The organism is Microcoleus sp. Pol8_D6 (genome assembly GCF_036700965.1).
GTDB lineage: Bacteria > Cyanobacteriota > Cyanobacteriia > Cyanobacteriales > Microcoleaceae > Microcoleus.
Map to the genome: position 1 here is coordinate 1 of NZ_JAUBPW010000046.1, position 19,093 is coordinate 19,093.

Genomic DNA, 19,093 nt, shown 5'->3' on the forward strand with positions numbered 1-19,093 from the left:
CGGGACAATTCGGCATAGTTCACAAAAAACTTATCAAGGCTACTATCTTACCATCATTACTTCTTGGCCACTACCGGATGTTTAAGTCTGGAATGTTATCGTTATTACAGTTTTCGGCAGTGAAGGATTGGGGACTTGTGCCGGCAGGAAAGTTGGTACCGGTACTGAAAGTAGACATGATTAATTTACCTAGCTGATACTTCTGGTTTATGAGATGCCAGCAAGTCTACAAAAGCACCAGCTCTGCTGTATAGTAAATTCTTGCGGAAAACTTGCGAAAAATATAATTTTCTTGCGGAATTTATCCCTATTTGATGAAGAATTGTAACAGCGTCGGCGGGCAGGGGTTTTTTACGACAGGACTTACGCATCAATACCAAAGAAACCCGGTTTTTTACCAAAATACACAGGTTTCCCGATCGGGTAAAAAACTCGGTTTCTGAACCCCCGCAAGCCCTATGCGAAAATACTTTGCAACTACAAACTGCTTTTAATGTGACAGGGCTTGAGTTTTGTTAAAGCAGATCGCGATATTTCTTAGGAGTCAAACCGACAATTTTGCAGAATGTCTTACTAAAGTGACTTTGGTCGTGAAATCCGACTTGCTGGGATATATATTTTATTGATAACTCCGGTTTTTTAAACAATTGTTTTGCTTTTTCTATTCGGCACTGGGTCACGTACTGATGGGGCGTGACTCCAGTCGATTCTTTAAACATACGGCTGAAATGATAAGAACTAAGTTTTACTAAATTAGCAAGTTCACTTAAGTGCAAATCTCGGTTTATGTATTCATTAATGTAGTCAATAACTAGCTGCAATTGGCGGGGGTCAAGACCGCCTGCAACATCTCGCCGGTTCGGTCTCTGCGCGCCATAGCGGTGCAGTATGTGCAGTGAAAGCGCGTTTTTCAGTGCATCGACATAAAGACTACCGTTTAATCCGCCTGATTCCAATTCGGTTTTGAGTGCCCAGGCAATTCCGTGAATCAACGGATCGCGGGTTTGCCATTGCGGTATAATTTCAATGGGATTTGAATTGATTGATTCGCCAACTGTATTGTCGAAGTCGGTTGGTTCAAGAGCGATCGCCATAAATTCATAGTTTCCGGCTGCAACTGTTTGGAAATAAGTACCAGCAGCAGCGATGAAAATCTGCCCACTTTGCCATGATTCGCTACCGCAGTGTTTCCCGTTCACTGTTCCTTTTAGTGTTGCTGAATTGAGCATCAAGCCAACCGTGTGCTGTTCGAGACAGTGTTCGGGACATTCGTTTGGTGGCTGAGAGTGATATTCGACATGAATTCCTTGCCACTTGGCGCCGTGACTCGACAGGATTGCGGGGCGCGGGAGAATCACTTTCATCGCGTCTGTCTTGGCAAAATCAAGAATTAATGGTTTCTGTGGGGACATAGCTGGCACCGGCTGGACGAGTTGGTATTTTGTAGTTGACAACTCCTCGCCGTTCTACAGCGAGGATTCTTCTAAGCATCCGAGTGCCTCCGGGACTGACCGTCGGGACACAAATCGGAGTTAAATCTGCAACAGCGTTCCCAGCGTACAAACGTAAAATACATAAAATGTAATACTTACTGGTATTTTACGGAACAATCATGCACAGACGAGTTTTCCAGATTGCGATTTTACTTTTCCTCCAAGTCGTCCTGGTTCTAGGTGGGTGGGCGCAGCCTGCCGCGGCGCTGACTCCTGAACAGCAGCTATTGAGCGAAGCTTGGCGAATTGTCAATCGCTCTTATGTGGACGACAGCTTCAACTCTCAAAACTGGTGGTCGATTCGCCAAAAAGCTGTCAAGCAACCGCTTAACGACAGACAGCAGACTTACACGGCGATTCAGGGGATGCTGGCGAAACTCGACGACCCCTTCACTCGACTGCTGAAACCCGAACAGTACCGCAGCCTGCAGGTCAACACTTCGGGAGAATTGACGGGAGTGGGGCTGCAAATTGCGATCGACCCCCAGACAAATACCCTGACAGTGGTGGCTCCTTTGGCCGGCTCACCGGCGGATAAAGCTGGCATCCAACCCCTCGATCGCATTCTGAAAATTGATGGCACTCCTACCTCAGAATTGAGCCTAGACGAAGCAGCAACTAGAATGCGCGGCCGCATCGGCACTGCCGTTACCTTGACCTTGGGGCGCGAGGGAAGGGACGTTGCTGAGGACATTGAGCTAGTGCGCGATCGCATTGCTCTCAATCCGGTTTACGCCGAATTGCAATCGGCCTCGGAGAATTTGCCGCTGGGGTACATTCGCTTGAGTCAATTCAGCGCTAACGCCACTGAGGAAGTCGCTCACGCGATCGACCGCTTGGAAAAACAAGGAGCCGCCGCCTACATTCTCGATCTACGAAACAACCCGGGCGGACTATTGCAAGCAGGGATTGAAATTGCCCGCCTGTGGCTCGATTCCGGGACGATCGTCTACACGGTGAACCGACAGGGCATTCTCGGCAGTTTTGAAGCCTCTGGACAAGCCCTAACTAACGATCCACTGATTGTTTTGGTGAACAAGGGAACTGCCAGTGCTAGCGAAATTTTGGCGGGTGCGCTGCAAGATAACGGCAGAGCTCAACTGGTAGGAGAAAAGACTTTTGGCAAAGGACTGATTCAGTCGCTGTTTGATTTGTCTGACGGTTCTGGGTTGGCCGTGACTGTTGCTAAGTACGAGACACCGAACCATAAAGATATTAACAAGCTGGGGATTTCGCCCGATCGCGTAGTGCCTTTGGAACCCATCGCGCGCGATGAAATCGGCACCGCAGCAGACTTGCAATATCAAGCTGCACTGCAACTACTGAAAGAAAAAACCGTGCTGGCAAAGTCAGTATAAGCCGGAGTTTGAAGTTTTGAGATTGCAACAGGTAACAATACGCAGGTCTGTCTGTCTCTGCGTTTCGTTCCCGAGGACAGACAAGAATCATCCTAAAAACTCTTTAAGTCAAAAGTGATATCACGTCCGACAGATCCATCTGTCATTGTTCGCTGTGCGAAGCAATGACATAAAAGAATGATGCACATCGGACGTGATATCAAAACCCAAAACAGCCGTTCCCTTAAGGTTGCGGGGTTGATTCCTCGGCTTCGGGTACATCGGCTTCTTGCAAAATTACCTGACGCTGCTGCGGGTCAGCTTGGTTGCTTTGCTCTTGCATCACAGTTTTAGCAAGACTAGGGTCAAAGTAGCGGTTAAAGTCCGATCGCGACTGATTTACTCGCCCTTGGGTAAGATTGACTTCAGCTTGGATTTCGTGCAATTTTTCTTGCACCGCCCGGTAGTGAGGCCAAAGCTGAAGCAAAGCAGAAGTGGCACAGACTGAAAGTACCATGTTGACTGCCAACTTGACGCCTGTTTCGGCCGCGAGGGTTTGGTGAGGGTAGGAACGCTGGCGGCTGCTGCTGCGACGAGGAGTAACCCGAGGGGAGTTTTTTACAGGACGCAGTGGGGTAACGGTGGGTTGAATTGCTTGCATAATTTTTTTTCAAATACCTGAGACTGACGTTTTAGAGTTCAACAGAGCAAATTCTGAGCTTAACGCACACTCGCCGCTGTTAGTCAGGGTGCTGACAGCCAAAATTGTTGAGACAAAGGTGACGCCTGAAGACGGAATTTTCCCATAAAAATGCCTGCCCTTGCAGTCTCGTCTTGCTGAACACAAACAATCTAGTGCACTGGGGCAGCAATTGTCTGTATCTGTAATCCGAGAGATCTAACTGCTCAGGCAGGCGTTTTGCGGTTCGCAACTGGTGTCTGGAAACTATTTGTACAGTTCAGTTGACAGCCGGAAAGCCAAGATTCCGGGAATCAAAGCAATTACGAGCGCTACGTAGACTTGGGTATCTGTTAAAGACATATTCGCAAAACTCCTTTTCGCGGGCACGAGCTTTCACCAATTTGAGACAAATTGGCACTTTTGGGAATCATTTGTTACAACTTGCAACACAAATGGTTCCTCCGGGGAGGAGTGGCCTAGTGGCCGAGTGGCGCAGTGGCACAGTTTTTGAGTGTCGGAGGGAAAGAATTTTTCCTGGTTTCCTGGGACTGCTTGCTTCGGACGTTGTTCGGACGATCGCCTCCCACAGAATTACCGCGTTAGGTTAAGATTTAAGTGAAGGTGACACTAATGTTAGACAGAGCGGGTAATTTGCGCTGCGCTCGACCCTTGCCAATCTTAGGTGCACAAAATAGTTAATGATAGATCAATTTCTCGACGCTTCACCCAATTTTGGAGTTGACGGCTTTTTATTATTGTTGGTTTTGGTGGCTTTGGAGGCTGTACTTTCGGCTGACAACGCGATCGCCCTGGCGTCTATTTCTAAAGGTTTAGAAGATGCCAAGCAACAGCAAAATGCTCTCAACTTGGGTTTGATAATTGCTTTTGTACTGCGGATCGCCCTAATTTTAACGGCTACTTGGGTGATCCAATACTGGCAGTTTGAGCTGCTTGGTGCTCTCTACCTGTTGTGGCTGGTTTTCCAACATTTCACTTCAGAGACAGACTCCGAAGGAGAACATCACGGGCCCAGATTTGCGTCTGTGTGGCAAGCAATTCCCATGATTGCTTTTACGGATTTAGCGTTTTCATTGGATAGCGTTACTACTGCGATCGCTGTTTCTGACAACACTTTTATCGTCGTAACAGGCGCTACTATTGGAATTATTGCCCTGCGATTCATGGCCGGATTGTTCATCCGCTGGCTGGATGAGTTCGTTCACCTAGAAAGTGCTGGTTACATCACGGTTGGGTTCGTGGGAATGCGATTGTTGGTGAAAGTAATTAATCCAGATTTAGTTCCTCCGCAATGGCTGCTAGTTTCCAGTATCGTCTTGATGTTTGTCTGGGGATTTTCTAAGCGTACTCCTGAGTCAGTCGAGATTGCAAAATCTCTAGAAATGGCTCTCAATCAGCCGGATTCAGAAGTTGCTGTGCCCGAATCGCAAGGACAAAAGTCCGAAATTTAACATACTTTCATTTGAATAAAATTAGCTTAAATCTGTCAAACCAACAAGATTGAAGGCTGGTCAAAACGTGCAAAAGCCTTTCATCCCGGTGACGTTAGTCCGGGGATGAAAGGCTTTTATTTTGTAATATCGTTTATTTCACTAGCCGATCGAACTCATGGGAGTAGAATTGAGCCGATGGGAAGGCAGTTATCAAAATCAGACTCAGCAAGGGTTATGCTGGTGGGATAGCGAGGGGAATTGGTTGCTGAGGGGGTTGGCGGCATATTGGCGATCGATCAGGATCTGATTTTAGCCTTGGTGGTGGCTGTATTTTTTGAGGTTTTAGGGAAATAAGGAGGGCTATGGGAAGGAGTTGCGGGCGATCGCACTTCACCTGTCGGTAAAAAATGTAACATTTCTGTTGAGTGGCTGCAAATAACCTTTTCTACATAGGCCAACGGTTTTAGATTATTTTTCGGAAAGGTCTATTAGCAATTAGCCATTAGCTATGGCTTAGACTTACCGACAAAGAAAGCTAAGGGAGAATTCTCACCACAAGATAACCGAACTTTAGAACCGATGGGAAAAACATTTTCTGTGGTTGTAAGTGCATATAACTTTTCGCCAGAAGGAGTTTTTAAACAATAACGATTTTCTCTGCCTAAAAATTGGCGATCGCAAATCACAACAGCCGAATCTTCATCTAAGAATAAGCTTAAATCTTCCTGCCGGATCATCAATTCTCCTTCAGTAGAAACATCACAAGGAACTTTTACAAATGAATCTCCTTTAACAGCAAAACAACCTACTTCTGTTTCCCAAAAATCCTGCTTTAGCGATGCAGAAACAAAATTTGCTTGCGTCACAAACTCAGCCACAAATCGAGATGCTGGTTCTTGATAAACTTCCTCTGGAGTGCCCAACTGTTCTAATTTGCCTTGACGCATCACCGCTACCCAATCTGAAATCGAAAGTGCTTCTTCGCGATCGTGCGTGACAAATACACCAGAAGTTCCCGTTGCTTTGAGAATCTCGCGGACTTCCTGACGCAATCTTAACCGTACTTGTACATCTAAATTACTCAACGGTTCATCTAGTAAAATAATCGCAGGTCTAGGGGCTAAAGCACGGGCCAGCGCCACTCGCTGTTGCTGACCCCCGGATAATTCATGGGGATAACGGTTTTCCAATCCTTCTAATCCCACCAGCGCTAATGCTTCGGTGACACCTTTCTGAATATTATGCTTTGACTCTTTTCCTTGATGTGTCAAGCCAAAAGCTACATTTTTCGCGACTGTCAAATGGGGGAATAGTGCATAGTCTTGAAACACCATACCAATGTCTCGCTGTTCCGGCGCGACTGACATATTAACACTGGCTACAGTTTTCCCTGCTAGGGCGATCGTCCCTGCTTGTAGCTGTTCAAAACCAGCAATTAACCGCAGCAACGTTGTTTTCCCACAACCCGATGGCCCCAACAACCCCAGTATATCTCCTTGATGTAAGGTTAGGGTGACAGATGCCACCGCAGGTGATGCTGCTTGGGAATACTGTTTTGTTACACCATCCAAATGCAGAATTATCGATCGAGCCATTATTGCTATAAATAATCAACAACTTACTATTCTACAATATACCAGTTTAGTGAGATTAATTATCAAAAAGCCTTGACAAATGTTTACACCTACTGATAAGCTAGCAAGCTAGACTTTTTACTAGCAATGAAAAATTCGCAAAAATCACTACACCAAACAGGAATCAGAACAATCCAATGGCTATCGACCTTACGCGGTCTATCGGCTAGTGGGTGGACACTTGCAGTTATCGCTTTAGCATTGCCGATCGCCATACCAGTCATCAGTGTCTTATCCAGTATCTTTTTTGAAGCTAAAGATACATGGCAACATTTAACCGATACAGTTTTAACCCGTTATATCGTCAACTCTTTATTGTTAATGATCGGCGTAGGCTTTGGTGTTGTCGTGATTGGCGTAGGATGTGCGTGGCTAGTAACAATGTGTCGCTTTCGGGCCAGTCGCGTATTTGAATGGGCATTACTGTTACCCTTAGCGGCCCCAGCTTATGTCCTAGCTTATATTTATACAGACTTTTTAGAATTTTCTGGCTCAGTTCAAACTGCTGTGCGTTATATTTTTGGCTGGAGTTATGGAGACTATTGGTTTCCTAATGTGCGATCGCTCCCTGGGGCAATCTTAATGCTAATCTTAGTTTTATATCCCTACGTCTACCTATTAACACGAGTTGCATTTTTGGAGCAATCCACTTGTACCCTAGAAGCTAGTAGAATACTTGGCTGTAGTCCTTGGCGGAGTTTTATTACAGTTGCCTTACCAATGGCAAGACCCGCAATTGTAGCAGGTTTAGCACTGGCTTTGATGGAAACTCTGAACGATTATGGAACTGTTCAGTATTTTGGAGTTGATACATTCACTACAGGTATTTATCGAACTTGGTTTGGCATGGGAGAACGAATTGCAGCCAATCAATTAGCTGCCCTGCTATTATTATTTGTTCTGGGTTTAATTTTACTAGAACGCTGGTCTCGCAGTCGGACTAAATATTATCAAGCTAGCAGTCGCTATCGCCAACTGCCAACTTATCAACTTAAAGGAATTAGGGAAATTCTAGCGGTAATTGCTTGTTTTTTGCCACTGTTTTTTGGTTTTTTATTGCCCGCGGGTCTTTTAGTCAAGTTGACCTTAGCTAATTGGCAACTCACTTTAGATGAACGTTTTTGGATCTTTGCCCGTCATAGTTTAATTTTGGCAACACTGACAGCAATTTTAGCAGTAGTTATTGCCTTGATTATGGCTTATGGCTTACGGTTATATCCTAATTTAGGAGTGCAGTTTGGAACGAGAGTTGCGGCAATGGGCTATGCTGTACCTGGTTCTGTCATTGCAGTGGGGATTATGGTTCCCATAGGAAAATTTGACAATCTATTTGATAGTTGGATGCGTGAAAACTTGGGAATTTCTACAGGCTTGTTGTTAAGCGGTACGATCGCAGCTTTGGTATTTGCTTATATAGTTCGCTTCCTTGCTGTTTCTTTAAATGCGGTGGAGTCAAGTTTGGGCAAAATCAAGCCTAATTTAGATGATGCGGCGAGAAGTTTGGGTTATAGTCCCATGCAAACTTTAGTTACAGTTCATACACCAATGATGACGGGAGGTCTACTAACTGCCATGATGTTAGTATTCGTTGATGTGATGAAAGAGTTACCTGCTACTATAATTATTAGACCTTTTAATTTTGATACATTGGCTGTGCGAACTTATCAACTTGCCTCAGATGAGCGATTGGCTGAAGCTTCTGGCCCTGCACTCGCAATTGTTTTAGTGGGGATGTTACCGGTTATTTTATTAAGTTGGAAAATTGCGCGATCGCGCAAGTCTTCAACACAGTTAACGGTTAACAGTTAAAGGTTAAAATTATCCCTTTACAAATCAAGATGATTAATAAAAATTCACCAATGTTTACCCGCACTACTGGCACAATCTCTTTCTTACTACTTACTATTTTGGTCACGTTTGGATGCCAAAAACAGGCAGCAAGCCCCCTCGAAACATTACAAAAAACTAAGCAATGTCCAGGATGTGACCTGACTGATACCAAGTTAAGTGACATTGATTTAACAAGCGCTAATCTCAATGGTGCTAAGTTGGAAGGTGCTGTGCTAGAAAAGGTCAAACTTAATGAAGCCTTACTCGATAGCGTCAATCTCAAAGGTGCAAATTTAAAAGGTGCTTCTCTGGAAAAAGCAGGTTTATTTTCTGCTGATCTCACAAATGCTGATTTGAGTAATGCAAATCTCAAGGGGGCTTTTTTGCGAGGGGCAAAACTGAATAATGCCAATCTTAGTAATGCCGATTTAAGTGAAACTGACTTAAATAGTGCTGATTTGACAGGGGCCAACCTGACAGGGGCCAACCTGAAAGGCGCTATAATGCCAGATGGTAAAATTAAAAATTAAAGTTGATTGGATTCGGCGGTTGAAACCGCCGAATCACAAAGAATAGCTTCTTGTTCAAAAAGCTTCTATTTCCATCCTGCCCGATCGGCAATCTTTAAAGCTTCGGGGTTATTTTTCCCAAACACATCAGGGTTGAGAGGGTCAGATTTGAATGTACCAAAACTGGCAACCGTAGGATCGATCGCCACACCTGAAATCACAGGGTATTCATAATTACCCCTAGCAAAAATTTGTTGCGCTTCGCGACTGGCTAAGTGTTCCAAGAATTTGATCGCGCCTGCTTTGTTACGCGAGGTTTTGACTACACCGGCACCACAAATATTGACGTGAGTACCTCGATCGCGCTGGTTCGGGAAAAATACCCCTACTTTCGCCGCTACCGCCTGTTCTGCTGGATCTTTCGATTTCATTAAGCGAGCTACATAATAGGTATTAACAAGGGCAATATCGCCTACCCCATCAGCAACCGCCTTGATTTGCGCTGTATCATTTCCCTCTGGAGGACGCGCAAAATTAGCCACTAATCCTCGCGCCCAAGCTTCTGTTTTTTGAGCTCCATGAGCTGCTAACATAGCCCCAACCAGAGATTGATTATAGATATTAGTGGACGATCGCACTAAAACTTTGCCTTTCCACCGAGGTTCTGTCAGCGCTTCATAGGTTGACAACAGGGAAGGGTTCACCTTGCTTTTGTTATAAACAATCACCCGGGCCCGGCGCGATAGACCAAACCAGAAATTTTGAGGATCTCGCAAACTTGCTGGAATTGCCGATGTCAGGACTGTTGAAGAAACAGGTTGCAGAATACCTGCTTGTTTTGCCCGCCACAAACGCCCACCATCCACCGTGATGAAAACATCAGCGGGGCTATTTGCACCTTCACTTCTGATCCGTTCAATTAGTTGGTCAGCATCCGCTTCAACAAGGTTAACCTTGATCCCAGTTTTTTTGGTGAAGCTTTGGTACAACTGATTATCAGTGTCATAGTGACGCGCTGAATAAAGGTTGAGAGTGCCGGTTTGGGCTGCGACAGGGGCTTTTTTGGTTAGTTCCCCCACGGCCACGACAGCCATTGCTGTACCGCTGGCAAGAAAAATACGCCGAGAAATGCTCATTGTTCTATAATGATAGATTTTTTCATCTGGCAATTGACACGATGGTGTATCTACAGCCATCTATAGTCATTGCTTTACTATATTAATGCAAGTAATTCTTATTTGATGATCGAGAGGGTAACTATTTTAGGGCTGACGCACTCGTGGTCAGAAATCCGGTCTAGACTTCGCTCAATCGGCAGTTTTTTTTACGAAAAGACTTTGTGGTAGCCCGCAGATTAGGTAAAAAATTGACCTTGCACAATTTGAGGATGATTATTGTAGGGTGTCCCGCCTGCTCTGAACATACACGCCTTCGGGCTCATGGGCCCATCCCACAGAAAAATCAAAATCATGCCGCTATTATGCAACATCAAAAAATTTGCTGATGAAGGTTTTGATGGGCCCAGAATTGTATTTATGACAAAGATTTTTGCTGATTAGGTATCACAGCACTTGTTGGCAATAGACATCTCCAAAAACTCCCCAGCCCTATCCCCCGTATGTTTCTGACTGTCTGCCGTTTTATGACAGACAGTAGCTTTTAGTAATTGCGAGCGACAACAACCTCCAGAAGTTTTATTAAATTTAGCCCACAGGGTAAATTTAATAAAATTCCTTATACAACCTCGCTCTCCCAAAAAAAAAGCAACCGCCATCTCCCAACCGATTCGCGTCAACGCCATGTATCAACTGCCGGAATTCTCGACCAGGCTCAACAGCCACCAAGACGCGGGCTAGCAGTGCACACCCTACAGTTAGTAATTTGCACACTGGACACCCTGCGGATTATTTGTGTCGAATTAGCTCGTAAATTTCCACATAGTCTTTAGCTGGATATTTCCACGAATTGTCACAATTCATGCCTTGAAGCATGAGTTTTTCAAATTCATCATGATAGTCATACCACAATCCGATCGCGCGATCGAGCGCGGACTCCAAAGCGGCGTAGTCGGTTTGATAAAACACGTAACCGTTGCGTTCTTCTGGGAGGTGGCGGGTGTCGTAATCTCGATCGAACACAGTATTCACCAAACCGCCAACTCCCCGCACCACAGGAACAGTACCGTACCTCAACCCAATCATCTGAGTCAGCCCGCAGGGTTCGTAATTACTGGGAACCACAATCATATCCCCACCCGCATAAATTAAGTGCGACAGTTCCTCATTAAAACCTAGTTCTAAATGGCAGTCTGGATTGTCATTTAAAAAGTATTTTTCGTGCTGGAAATGAGCGTTAATTCCCGCTTCCGTCGCGGAACCCAAAAGCACGAATTGCGCTCCCTTACTCAGAGAGTAATAAATTGCATGGTGAACGAGATGAACGCCTTTTTGGTCGTCCAAACGACCGATAAAGGTAATAATAGGCTTGTCAGCATCGCGCAGGAACAGCCGATCGCGCAAAGCTTTTTTAGTTTTGGCTTTTCCTGCCAAATCATCCTTAGTGTAGTGGTGCGGAATGTAGCGATCGCTTTCGGGATTCCACACATCATAATCAATGCCGTTGAGCACCCCGCGAAACTTCTCTTGATATAAATGCAATGTGTGACCCAAACCGTAGCCAAACTCGCCGAGGTGAGCTTCCCAAGCGTGGTGCGGCGAAACCGTGGTGACAAAGTTCGAGTAAACAATACCACCTTTCATAAAGTTGATAGCAAAAGGGTTAAAGTTATCTCGGAGGCGATCGTAATCAAAATAATAATCCGGTCTGTGCAAACCCGTTGCTTGCAAAATATCGCTACCTCCCATGCCTTGATGTTTGAAATTGTGAATGGTATAGCAGACTCGCTGATATTCCATCCAATTGTATTTGTATATTTCAAACAGCAAGACTGGCACCAAACCCGTTTGCCAATCGTGACAGTGAATTACATCGGGACGCTTGTTGCTTCTGAGCAAAAATTCCAAAGAAGCTTTGCTGAAAAATGCAAACCGCATATTGTCGTCATCGCAGCCGTAATAACAGCCGCGATTAAAAAAGTTATCTTGAGATCGAGGTTCGATGAAAAAACACAACTGCCCGTGCACCCAGCCACACAAGACATCGCAGAGGATTTCGCCGCCATACCAGGGCACAGCCAAATCCCGGTAGGCTTCGTGAAGTCCCCAAATGTGGTCGTACCTCATGCAGTCGTACTTGGGTAGAATAATCTCGACGCAGTGGCCGGAATTCTGCAACTCCCGACTCAAACCGTAAACTACGTCGCCCAAACCTCCTGCTTTGATGACGGGGGCGCACTCCGAGGCAATTTGTACTATGTACATTTTTTTTTCTCACTCCTGGATGAATCAAAAAAATATTTTCTTAACTTGACAAAGTATATGATTTCTAGGCAGATAAGCAAGTCGGCCATTGGGAATACAGGGACAATAGGCGCTGGTAGCGGATGTTGAGACGGATTTGGGGGATACCTGGCAATAGCCCAACAGGGAAGGATATCATCAAGGCGAAGCTGCAAGCTCTCCTTCAAAGGAAAAATCATCGGTTGAGCAAGTCGAAAGTGCTGCAACTCGATCGCAAATTCCGCAAAATTTAACTCATTTTATCGCATTTGTCAACTCAATCTTTTGAGCCAAATCGCCATTTGTCTCGTCTAGTTCCGAATATCGATCGAATAACTCACTCAAAGCTTCTTCTCCAGCAATCTCTCCATTACTGACAAACTTCTCTACCTCCACCGAACCATCACTCAAAAATTCAATTTCCCACCGTTCCCCAGGTACAGCTACAATTACCATCAGAGCTTCATCGCGATGATGCGCTAAACTGTAATCGATAGCCTGTTTTTGCAATTTTTGCAAAAATAATATTACTTGGTCAAACCCATTATTTTTCATCTATCAAATCTCCGATCGCTCAACAATTTGCGAACCATCTTAAAGCCTGGGATATTTTCTTCAGCACCTCTTTCTATTTGCTCCCATATCATTTCGCTAAATTCTTCCCAACTTGGCGAATTTGCCGGAAGCTGTGCTTGTTTTATACTACCTTTTTTACCTTGGAGAATCTCAGACTCTTTCATGCCTGCAAATTGGTGTGCGATCTTTCTTCCTCCTTATCTTACATAAATCCCACTCATCATTCTCATACCTATCGAAAAAAATGCAACAACTCAACCCAAACCCATAGCATCATTTTCACATACTAATAATTGACCTTTTCCCTGATAAAACCAAACATAACCCTCCCCGCCGCCTTTGCCAAAATGACCTAATTTTCGATAATCTTCTTCAATCCCCTTGGTAAATCCTTTCACCAAATCGCAATCAGCTATCAAAGTTTCACCTTGTTTGAGTTCGACAATCTTAGCTGGTGAACTTGTAGCTGCTACAACAGTAGCTTTTTGTTCGCGCAAAGCTGTAACAGCAATTCTCCACCTACCGTCATTAGAAGCAGCCACTTGTCGGAATTTCAGTTTTTTAGCACCGATAACTACATTGTCCGAACAAAACTGAAATATACCGTCATCAAACTCCCACTGCTGGGCATCCGAAAGCTCGATCGGCGTATAATGCAGGAAATGGCCTTTTTGTCTCGGTTCCAGTTTCACCGTACCAGTTCCTTGATATACGGGAGCGTTGTAATCCATTTCCGTTGTCAAAGATACCCACATATCTTTTAAACGGTTATCCGTTTTATAAACACCGGAAGTCAATTTTCCCATACACCAATGCAGCGCACCTTTTTGAATTATCACTCCCGAATTGTTTAAGTTAATTTCCGCTTGCTGAACGAGGGGAATATTCTTAGTGGGATGGTAAAACTTATTGGTTTCAGGATTGATGTTATTTTGGATGTACCACAAAGCTGTTGGTTCCAAAACTTTTATTTCGTATTTCATAATTTACCTCGCCTATTTACGTGAAATGTGTTAAACATTTGACCCGTGATTTGGGGCTGTCGCGATCCCGGACTTATCCGGTGAAATTTCTCTTTGGCAGACATCCTCTGCTACTGTTAAAGTATCTAGCTATATTAGCAATAGCAGACAGCGCCCCTCCACAAGTGTTGAGAAAAATTTATGCCTGCGATCGCACAATCTCCCAATTTACCGATTTTACAAGAAATCAACTCAGGATTGCCCAACATTTGCGGCTCCGAAGCAGAAATCAGTGCCGCAGCCAATAGCAACGAACCAATCTTTTTACCTACCACAAATCTGCGCCTCGAAAACATTCAAGCCGGATTCGCCTGCGCCCTCCATATGCACCAACCCACAATTCCTGCAGGTGCAAACGGCGAACTGATCTGCAATCTCCAGAATATGTTTGAACATCCCAACCAAGGAGATAACCACAATGCCGGAGTCTTCGCTTGGTGCTATTCTCGCATGGGAGAATTCATTCCCCAACTGATTGCTGAAGGCTGCCACCCGCGAATTATGCTCGACTATTCGGGCAATTTATTGTGGGGATTGCGCCAAATGGGACGCGACGATATCTTTGATAATCTCAAGCGCATCACCTGCGATCCTCAATATCAACCCCACGTAGAATGGCTGGGCACAATGTGGAGTCACGCCGTCATTCCCTCAACTCCCATTCCCGATATTAAACTTCAAATTCAAGCATGGCAACATCATTTTGCCGCCATTTTTGGCATTGATGCCCTGAAGCGGGTTAAAGGTTTTTCACCCCCTGAAATGCACTTTCCCAATCACCCAGATACACTTTACGAATACATCAAAGCTTTGAAAGAATGCGGCTATCGCTGGTTGATGGTGCAAGAACATTCAGTAGAAAATTCCGACGGTTCGGGATTGTCGCAAGACCAAAAATATATTCCCAACCGTTTGGTTGCCCGCAATTCTCACGGCGAAACAATCAGCATCACGGCTTTGATTAAAACCCAAGGTTCGGATACGAAATTGGTGGGTCAAATGCAGCCGTATTACGAAGCCAAAGGACGGAACAAACAGCAAATTGGCAATATTACAATTCCTTCTTTAGTCACTCAGATTGCCGACGGCGAAAATGGCGGCGTGATGATGAATGAATTTCCCAGCGCTTTTGTCAAAGCTTGGCACGAAAACCGCGAACAAGGCGGGGGAAAATCCGGTGTTGTTGGTTTAAACGGCACTGAATATTTGGAGATAATTGAAGCGGCGGGCGTTAATCCTGATGATTATCCTGTTTGTCAGGGGATTAACCAGCACAAAATCTGGCAGTTAGTCGATCCTGATAGTGCTACACCGGAAAAGGTGGAAAGTGCGATCGCCCAACTCAAGCAAACAGACCACAATTTTCACATGGATGGTGCTTCTTGGACTAACGATTTGAGTTGGGTGAAAGGCTACGAAAATGTCTTGGAACCGATGAATCTCCTCAGCGCAGCATTCCACAAAAAATACGATCCGCTGGTGCAGCAAGATGCGACCGTTACCAAGCAGTTTGAATACCAGCAAGCTTTGCTTTACAATTTGTTATTGCAAACAAGCTGTTTCCGCTATTGGGGACAGGGAACTTGGACTGATTACGCGCGGGAACTTTACAACCGCGGCGCTGCTTTAATGAAGTAGCAGAATTTATTGTAGGGTGCCCCGGAAACCAACTGTTTGAGCTTCCTCAAATATCAGCGTTGACGCACCCTACATCTAGAAAAGTTTATTGATAAAGAGAGGACTAGAGTCCTCACTACAAACAGGAATTTATCAATTACTGTCTACATTTCCTGCATCAACCGCAAATAGTTTTGCCGCATTTGCGTCATATTTTCCATCATTCTATTAGCCATATCTTTCTCAACATCGCTCATTTGCTGCCAAAATAAAGCCGATCGCCTCGCCATAATTGCTTCTTCCCAAAGCATCTCCAAAAGTTGCGCGGCCATTGGGTTTTCAGCATCGATAATCCCGCACAATTGCTCGAAGGCCCGGTTCGCTTCGTTGTGAGTGCTAACATCCTGAACCAGGGTTAGGCATTTTTTGAGTTGTACGATCGGATTTTCAGAAGAGTAAGCCATAATTTCACAGAGATAAGCGACAAAATTTACACTGATACCTTTGAGATTACTAGAGTTGTGACACAGCGGTAGAGTTCCCTACATACCACCGCCAAGGCAAATCCATTCCTTGAGAAATCCCGATCCGCGTAGTTTGCACAAAATTTATTGTACCCTCCTCCACAGCTTGCTGAAAGTCCTCGCTCCGGTGTTCCAATCGCAGCGGTTGGCCTGCACCCAAGGGAAAACCGCTTAAAGTTCGATCGATATCCAGCACCTTACACAGTTTCCCAGGCCCGGCGGCGAGGCGCGATCGCTTCTTCTCGGGAATTCCAGCGAATTCTTGGGGAAGCGCATCTAGCTGCAAAGCTCGAATCAGCACACCACTAGCAACTCCCTCTGCATCCGTCACCACATTAAAACAGTGATACATCCCGTAGATTAAGTAAACGTAGCTCATACCCGGAGGCCCGAACATCACCTCACTGCGAGGAGTGCGCTGTCGGTAAGCGTGACAAGCGGGATCTCCCGGGCCGTAAGCTTCTGTTTCGACAATCATTCCCCGAATTGTCTCGCCGTCAGGAAACTGCCGCACCAGAGTACAGCCGAGCAAATCTGGCGCTACGCTGGTAGATGGTCGCGCCAGCCAAAAAGATTCTACAATCTGAGTATTTGCACTCACTCAACAACAGCAGGTAAATTATGGACGTTAAGTTAGTTTTAGCAGTCTTGACAGCAGTTTTCACCGTTTGCTGTCTGTTCTTCGGCACAAAAAACGGATTCTACGATACTGACAAGTATCACGGTAACGGTTCTGCTCACTAATTTTAGGCGTGCAGTTAGTTGCTTAAAAAACCGCTGCCTGTTTTTCAGACGGCGGTTTTATTTATGAACCACAGAGGCCACAGAGGACACAGAGAAAGAGAAAAGAGAGAGCAGAAAAAAGGAAAAGAAGTTGAGAAATGATGAGAGAGCAGATTGCTATATTTGCTGCAATTAAGGATGAATTGTGCCATCTGGCATTTGAGCTGACTGCAAGCTAGCATTCTCAAAGTCAGCGCATCCCGGCAGATTTAAACGCATTGTCGCTCCCCGATCGCTCGTTTTCATGTTGAAACCAACTACTGCATTTTCTGGGTTGTTTTTTTCGGGAACAGCGGTGACATTAAAATCCATGTTTGCTCCTCGATCGTTCGCATCAAGGTTGAAAGTAATGCCGCTACAGCCCAAATCTGCTCCGGTGAGGTTGGCTCTATTCAAGTTAGCATTTTTTAAGTTAGCATTGGCTAATTTGGCTCCCGACAAATTAGCACCTTCGAGGTTCGCACCCTGCAAGTTAAATCCTCGTAAGTCAAGTCCCTTCAGGTTGGCATTGCTGAAATTGCATTCGGGACACTGTTTTGTTTGCAGTAATTCCTTGACTTGGTTTTGTTGATTGGAAAATGTTAGATATTTTACCGCAGTAAATACAACTGCGATGGACAATCCAGCAGTAACTAAATTCTTTAATTTCATAAATATCCGAAAAGCTTGGGGGGCTTTCTGTCGCGGCTAATAGATTTCTCCAAGAGTGCGATCGACCTCTCCAGAATTTCCCAAAAAAAAGCAGGCATCTCCCACAAGCACTCTGGCGCAATTAAACACCGCCGGGCTTATAAATCCCGCCTCCTTTCCCTCGCCAGTGCTGCATTGAGTTTCGGACTCGCCCCCTCCGTCTGCTTCACTTTGCTTTGACCAGCCCACAAACGGAATTTACTGTTACCCGAAGGCGCGCATTTGCATATACCTCCAGACTGAAATAAAAGAAACTTTATTTATATCCCTGGAATGAGTAAATCATCGAGAGATTACAGCATGATTAAATAGAAACGCAATACCGTACCTGCGCTGTTAAGTTCTCAGCAACTACTTTTGTCAAAAAAATTGCTTTGAGAAATTAATTTACTCTAAAAACTGTTGGCAGCAGCTCAGGTTCCTAAACCTCGCCAGAATACACCCTACCTATAATCCCGACAATTCGGAGCGGCAATGAACACAATCAAACCCGAACCAAAAAGATCGCGCTTCATGGCTCTGCTGCTGACAACGCTGCTGACATTTCCCTTTGTGACTGCTTGCGGTTCTAACCAGCAAAGTTCCGCTCCCCCGCCTCCTGTTGACGATACTCGCGCTGGAGGAGTGCAAACTAATCGTGGCTCCACTCCTTCGCCACAAGCGAAAAAAGGACTGAGCAATGCTCAAAAAGTAGGGATTACTTTAGCAGGAGCCGCCGCCCTTTACTACATCTACAATCAGCACAAAAATAAACAAGAAAAGGGGCCGCAGGGAAAACATTACCTTTCCAAAAACGGTCGCGTTTACTACCGCGATGCCCAGAATCGCGCTCACTGGGTAACGCCCCCGCCTGGAGGAATTAAAGTTCCGGAGTCCGAGGCAGTGCGTTACCGCGAATTCCAGGGATACAACAACCAAAATACCGGTCGAGACCTTACTACCTTGCCGGAAGCTACAGCTCCTGTTCCGGCACAGTAGTGTAACCATTTGAGATTTTAGATTGCAGGTTCCGTGACGTTCAATTAAATCTGGGATTCCCAATCTAAAACAGTCGTTTTTCAACACATAAAAAAGAGGAACTCTATCATGGTGGACGGATTTTTGCGGAAGTTAAAAGATGCGATCGTTGGACCAGACAGCGAGCAATTTGATCCTGACGGCAATTACCAAGATGCCTCAAATCCCGGACAGTTCGGCAACGCGCGTCCGGCCAGCGAAGACCCCTACGGCGACCCGGCTGACTACGGAGAGTACGGCAACGTGACTCCCGCCAGCGAAGACCCCTACGGCGACCCCGCCGACTACGGACAGTTCGGCAATGTGATCCCAGCCAGCGAAGACCCCTACGGCGACCCCGCAGACTACGCCGGTACCGACTACGGACAGTTCGGCAACCTGACTCCGGCCAGCGAAGACCCCTACGGCGACCCCGCAGACTACGTAGCGGATGCTGGAATGTTCGGCAATGTGATCCCGGCAAGCGAAGACCCCTACGGCGACCCGGCGGATGAGGAAGGGTTTAGTTAAGTCAGTTGGCTAGAAAAATT

Annotated in this window: 22 protein-coding genes and 1 pseudogene; 10 read left to right on the top strand and 13 right to left on the bottom strand. The window is 45.5% G+C overall.

Going from position 1 to position 19,093, the window contains the following annotated elements; genetic code table 11:
• A partial coding sequence (locus QUA10_RS18450; protein ID WP_333086335.1) for a hypothetical protein occupies nucleotides 1-197 on the top strand: 197 nt, incomplete at its 5' end.
• A 318-nt stretch (nucleotides 198-515) separates the two neighbouring features.
• Here the strand turns inward: QUA10_RS18450 and QUA10_RS18455 are convergent.
• Entirely contained in the window at nucleotides 516-1,454 is a 939-nt protein-coding gene (locus QUA10_RS18455) for an AraC family transcriptional regulator (RefSeq protein ID WP_333081432.1), read from the bottom strand.
• Nucleotides 1,455-1,612: 158 nt separating this feature from the next.
• On the opposite strand from QUA10_RS18455, the gene ctpA reads away from it, so the two are divergent.
• Nucleotides 1,613-2,851: a carboxyl-terminal processing protease CtpA gene (gene ctpA / locus QUA10_RS18460; RefSeq protein WP_333081434.1), complete on the top strand. Its 1,239-nt coding sequence runs from the start codon at nucleotides 1,613-1,615 to the stop codon at nucleotides 2,849-2,851.
• A gap of 223 nt (nucleotides 2,852-3,074) precedes the next feature.
• Here ctpA and QUA10_RS18465 read toward each other — a convergent pair whose 3' ends face one another.
• Nucleotides 3,075-3,491 carry a slr1601 family putative cell division protein gene (locus QUA10_RS18465; RefSeq protein ID WP_333081435.1) on the bottom strand — a complete coding sequence of 139 codons (417 nt, stop codon included), beginning with the start codon at nucleotides 3,489-3,491 and terminating at the stop codon, nucleotides 3,075-3,077.
• 285 nt (nucleotides 3,492-3,776) lie between these two features.
• Nucleotides 3,777-3,872: a photosystem I reaction center subunit XII gene (psaM, locus tag QUA10_RS18470; protein ID WP_015174804.1), complete on the bottom strand. Its 96-nt coding sequence runs from the start codon at nucleotides 3,870-3,872 to the stop codon at nucleotides 3,777-3,779.
• Nucleotides 3,873-4,210: 338 nt separating this feature from the next.
• Between psaM and QUA10_RS18475 the strand changes: the two genes are divergently transcribed.
• Complete coding sequence (locus QUA10_RS18475; protein ID WP_333081436.1) at nucleotides 4,211-4,981, top strand: TerC family protein; 771 nt, start codon at nucleotides 4,211-4,213, stop codon at nucleotides 4,979-4,981.
• 145 nt (nucleotides 4,982-5,126) lie between these two features.
• A pseudogene (locus QUA10_RS18480) lies at nucleotides 5,127-5,237 on the top strand (Uma2 family endonuclease); the annotation flags it as partial.
• 232 nt (nucleotides 5,238-5,469) lie between these two features.
• On the opposite strand, the gene QUA10_RS18485 reads toward QUA10_RS18480, so the two are convergent.
• Nucleotides 5,470-6,558 (bottom strand): ABC transporter ATP-binding protein, encoded by a 1,089-nt coding sequence (locus QUA10_RS18485; RefSeq protein ID WP_333081437.1) that lies wholly within the window; start codon nucleotides 6,556-6,558, stop codon nucleotides 5,470-5,472.
• A gap of 126 nt (nucleotides 6,559-6,684) precedes the next feature.
• Here QUA10_RS18485 and QUA10_RS18490 point away from each other — a divergent pair, with 126 nt between their 5' ends.
• A complete protein-coding gene (locus QUA10_RS18490; RefSeq protein ID WP_333081438.1) occupies nucleotides 6,685-8,406 on the top strand; it encodes an iron ABC transporter permease in 1,722 nt (573 codons plus the stop codon).
• Between the two features lie 29 nt (nucleotides 8,407-8,435).
• Nucleotides 8,436-8,957 (top strand): pentapeptide repeat-containing protein, encoded by a 522-nt coding sequence (locus tag QUA10_RS18495; RefSeq protein ID WP_333081439.1) that lies wholly within the window; start codon nucleotides 8,436-8,438, stop codon nucleotides 8,955-8,957.
• A gap of 65 nt (nucleotides 8,958-9,022) precedes the next feature.
• Here QUA10_RS18495 and QUA10_RS18500 read toward each other — a convergent pair whose 3' ends face one another.
• The 5 genes from QUA10_RS18500 to QUA10_RS18520 all read right to left on the bottom strand — a co-directional run bounded on the left by QUA10_RS18500 (nucleotide 9,023) and on the right by QUA10_RS18520 (nucleotide 13,893).
• On the bottom strand, nucleotides 9,023-10,072 hold the full coding sequence (locus tag QUA10_RS18500; protein WP_333081440.1) for a Fe(3+) ABC transporter substrate-binding protein: 1,050 nt from the start codon (nucleotides 10,070-10,072) through the stop codon (nucleotides 9,023-9,025).
• A gap of 768 nt (nucleotides 10,073-10,840) precedes the next feature.
• Nucleotides 10,841-12,316 (bottom strand): glycogen synthase GlgA, encoded by a 1,476-nt coding sequence (gene glgA, locus QUA10_RS18505; RefSeq protein ID WP_333081441.1) that lies wholly within the window; start codon nucleotides 12,314-12,316, stop codon nucleotides 10,841-10,843.
• Between the two features lie 273 nt (nucleotides 12,317-12,589).
• Nucleotides 12,590-12,889 (bottom strand): hypothetical protein, encoded by a 300-nt coding sequence (locus QUA10_RS18510; RefSeq protein ID WP_333081442.1) that lies wholly within the window; start codon nucleotides 12,887-12,889, stop codon nucleotides 12,590-12,592.
• On the bottom strand, nucleotides 12,886-13,074 hold the full coding sequence (locus tag QUA10_RS18515) for a hypothetical protein (RefSeq protein WP_333081444.1): 189 nt from the start codon (nucleotides 13,072-13,074) through the stop codon (nucleotides 12,886-12,888). Before QUA10_RS18515 ends, QUA10_RS18510 begins: the two co-directional genes overlap by 4 nt.
• 90 nt (nucleotides 13,075-13,164) lie before the next feature.
• Nucleotides 13,165-13,893, bottom strand: a complete 729-nt coding sequence (locus QUA10_RS18520) for an AIM24 family protein (RefSeq protein ID WP_333081445.1) — start codon at nucleotides 13,891-13,893, stop codon at nucleotides 13,165-13,167.
• A 180-nt stretch (nucleotides 13,894-14,073) separates the two neighbouring features.
• Between QUA10_RS18520 and QUA10_RS18525 the strand changes: the two genes are divergently transcribed.
• Entirely contained in the window at nucleotides 14,074-15,570 is a 1,497-nt protein-coding gene (locus QUA10_RS18525) for a glycosyl hydrolase family 57 (RefSeq protein WP_333081446.1), read from the top strand.
• Nucleotides 15,571-15,713: 143 nt separating this feature from the next.
• Here QUA10_RS18525 and QUA10_RS18530 read toward each other — a convergent pair whose 3' ends face one another.
• Entirely contained in the window at nucleotides 15,714-16,013 is a 300-nt protein-coding gene (locus tag QUA10_RS18530; RefSeq protein WP_333081447.1) for a hypothetical protein, read from the bottom strand.
• Between the two features lie 49 nt (nucleotides 16,014-16,062).
• Nucleotides 16,063-16,674: a DNA-3-methyladenine glycosylase gene (locus tag QUA10_RS18535; RefSeq protein ID WP_333081448.1), complete on the bottom strand. Its 612-nt coding sequence runs from the start codon at nucleotides 16,672-16,674 to the stop codon at nucleotides 16,063-16,065.
• A 20-nt stretch (nucleotides 16,675-16,694) separates the two neighbouring features.
• Here QUA10_RS18535 and QUA10_RS18540 point away from each other — a divergent pair, with 20 nt between their 5' ends.
• Entirely contained in the window at nucleotides 16,695-16,817 is a 123-nt protein-coding gene (locus QUA10_RS18540) for a hypothetical protein (protein ID WP_006633228.1), read from the top strand.
• 171 nt (nucleotides 16,818-16,988) lie between these two features.
• On the opposite strand, the gene QUA10_RS18545 is transcribed toward QUA10_RS18540, so the two are convergent.
• Nucleotides 16,989-17,507: a pentapeptide repeat-containing protein gene (locus QUA10_RS18545; protein ID WP_333081449.1), complete on the bottom strand. Its 519-nt coding sequence runs from the start codon at nucleotides 17,505-17,507 to the stop codon at nucleotides 16,989-16,991.
• Between the two features lie 36 nt (nucleotides 17,508-17,543).
• Nucleotides 17,544-17,735: a hypothetical protein gene (locus tag QUA10_RS18550; protein ID WP_333081450.1), complete on the bottom strand. Its 192-nt coding sequence runs from the start codon at nucleotides 17,733-17,735 to the stop codon at nucleotides 17,544-17,546.
• A 285-nt stretch (nucleotides 17,736-18,020) separates the two neighbouring features.
• On the opposite strand from QUA10_RS18550, the gene QUA10_RS18555 reads away from it, so the two are divergent.
• Both QUA10_RS18555 and QUA10_RS18560 read left to right on the top strand, forming a co-directional pair.
• Nucleotides 18,021-18,524, top strand: coding sequence for a hypothetical protein (locus tag QUA10_RS18555; RefSeq protein WP_333081451.1), 504 nt, complete (start codon nucleotides 18,021-18,023; stop codon nucleotides 18,522-18,524).
• A 108-nt stretch (nucleotides 18,525-18,632) separates the two neighbouring features.
• Nucleotides 18,633-19,073: a translation initiation factor gene (locus QUA10_RS18560; protein WP_333081452.1), complete on the top strand. Its 441-nt coding sequence runs from the start codon at nucleotides 18,633-18,635 to the stop codon at nucleotides 19,071-19,073.
• Nucleotides 19,074-19,093 lie beyond the last annotated feature (20 nt).

Excerpts from the sequence above, each read along its gene's own strand:
- ctpA (WP_333081434.1), top strand. The coding sequence starts at position 1,613 with ATGCACAGACGAGTTTTCCAGATTGCGATTTTACTTTTCCTCCAAGTC.
- QUA10_RS18465 (WP_333081435.1), bottom strand. The coding sequence starts at position 3,491 with ATGCAAGCAATTCAACCCACCGTTACCCCACTGCGTCCTGTAAAAAAC.
- psaM (WP_015174804.1), bottom strand. The coding sequence starts at position 3,872 with ATGTCTTTAACAGATACCCAAGTCTACGTAGCGCTCGTAATTGCTTTG.
- QUA10_RS18475 (WP_333081436.1), top strand. The coding sequence starts at position 4,211 with ATGATAGATCAATTTCTCGACGCTTCACCCAATTTTGGAGTTGACGGC.
- QUA10_RS18485 (WP_333081437.1), bottom strand. The coding sequence starts at position 6,558 with ATGGCTCGATCGATAATTCTGCATTTGGATGGTGTAACAAAACAGTAT.
- QUA10_RS18490 (WP_333081438.1), top strand. The coding sequence starts at position 6,685 with ATGAAAAATTCGCAAAAATCACTACACCAAACAGGAATCAGAACAATC.
- QUA10_RS18495 (WP_333081439.1), top strand. The coding sequence starts at position 8,436 with ATGATTAATAAAAATTCACCAATGTTTACCCGCACTACTGGCACAATC.
- QUA10_RS18500 (WP_333081440.1), bottom strand. The coding sequence starts at position 10,072 with ATGAGCATTTCTCGGCGTATTTTTCTTGCCAGCGGTACAGCAATGGCT.
- glgA (WP_333081441.1), bottom strand. The coding sequence starts at position 12,316 with ATGTACATAGTACAAATTGCCTCGGAGTGCGCCCCCGTCATCAAAGCA.
- QUA10_RS18510 (WP_333081442.1), bottom strand. The coding sequence starts at position 12,889 with ATGAAAAATAATGGGTTTGACCAAGTAATATTATTTTTGCAAAAATTG.
- QUA10_RS18515 (WP_333081444.1), bottom strand. The coding sequence starts at position 13,074 with ATGAAAGAGTCTGAGATTCTCCAAGGTAAAAAAGGTAGTATAAAACAA.
- QUA10_RS18520 (WP_333081445.1), bottom strand. The coding sequence starts at position 13,893 with ATGAAATACGAAATAAAAGTTTTGGAACCAACAGCTTTGTGGTACATC.
- QUA10_RS18525 (WP_333081446.1), top strand. The coding sequence starts at position 14,074 with ATGCCTGCGATCGCACAATCTCCCAATTTACCGATTTTACAAGAAATC.
- QUA10_RS18530 (WP_333081447.1), bottom strand. The coding sequence starts at position 16,013 with ATGGCTTACTCTTCTGAAAATCCGATCGTACAACTCAAAAAATGCCTA.
- QUA10_RS18540 (WP_006633228.1), top strand. The coding sequence starts at position 16,695 with ATGGACGTTAAGTTAGTTTTAGCAGTCTTGACAGCAGTTTTCACCGTT.
- QUA10_RS18545 (WP_333081449.1), bottom strand. The coding sequence starts at position 17,507 with ATGAAATTAAAGAATTTAGTTACTGCTGGATTGTCCATCGCAGTTGTA.
- QUA10_RS18555 (WP_333081451.1), top strand. The coding sequence starts at position 18,021 with ATGAACACAATCAAACCCGAACCAAAAAGATCGCGCTTCATGGCTCTG.
- QUA10_RS18560 (WP_333081452.1), top strand. The coding sequence starts at position 18,633 with ATGGTGGACGGATTTTTGCGGAAGTTAAAAGATGCGATCGTTGGACCA.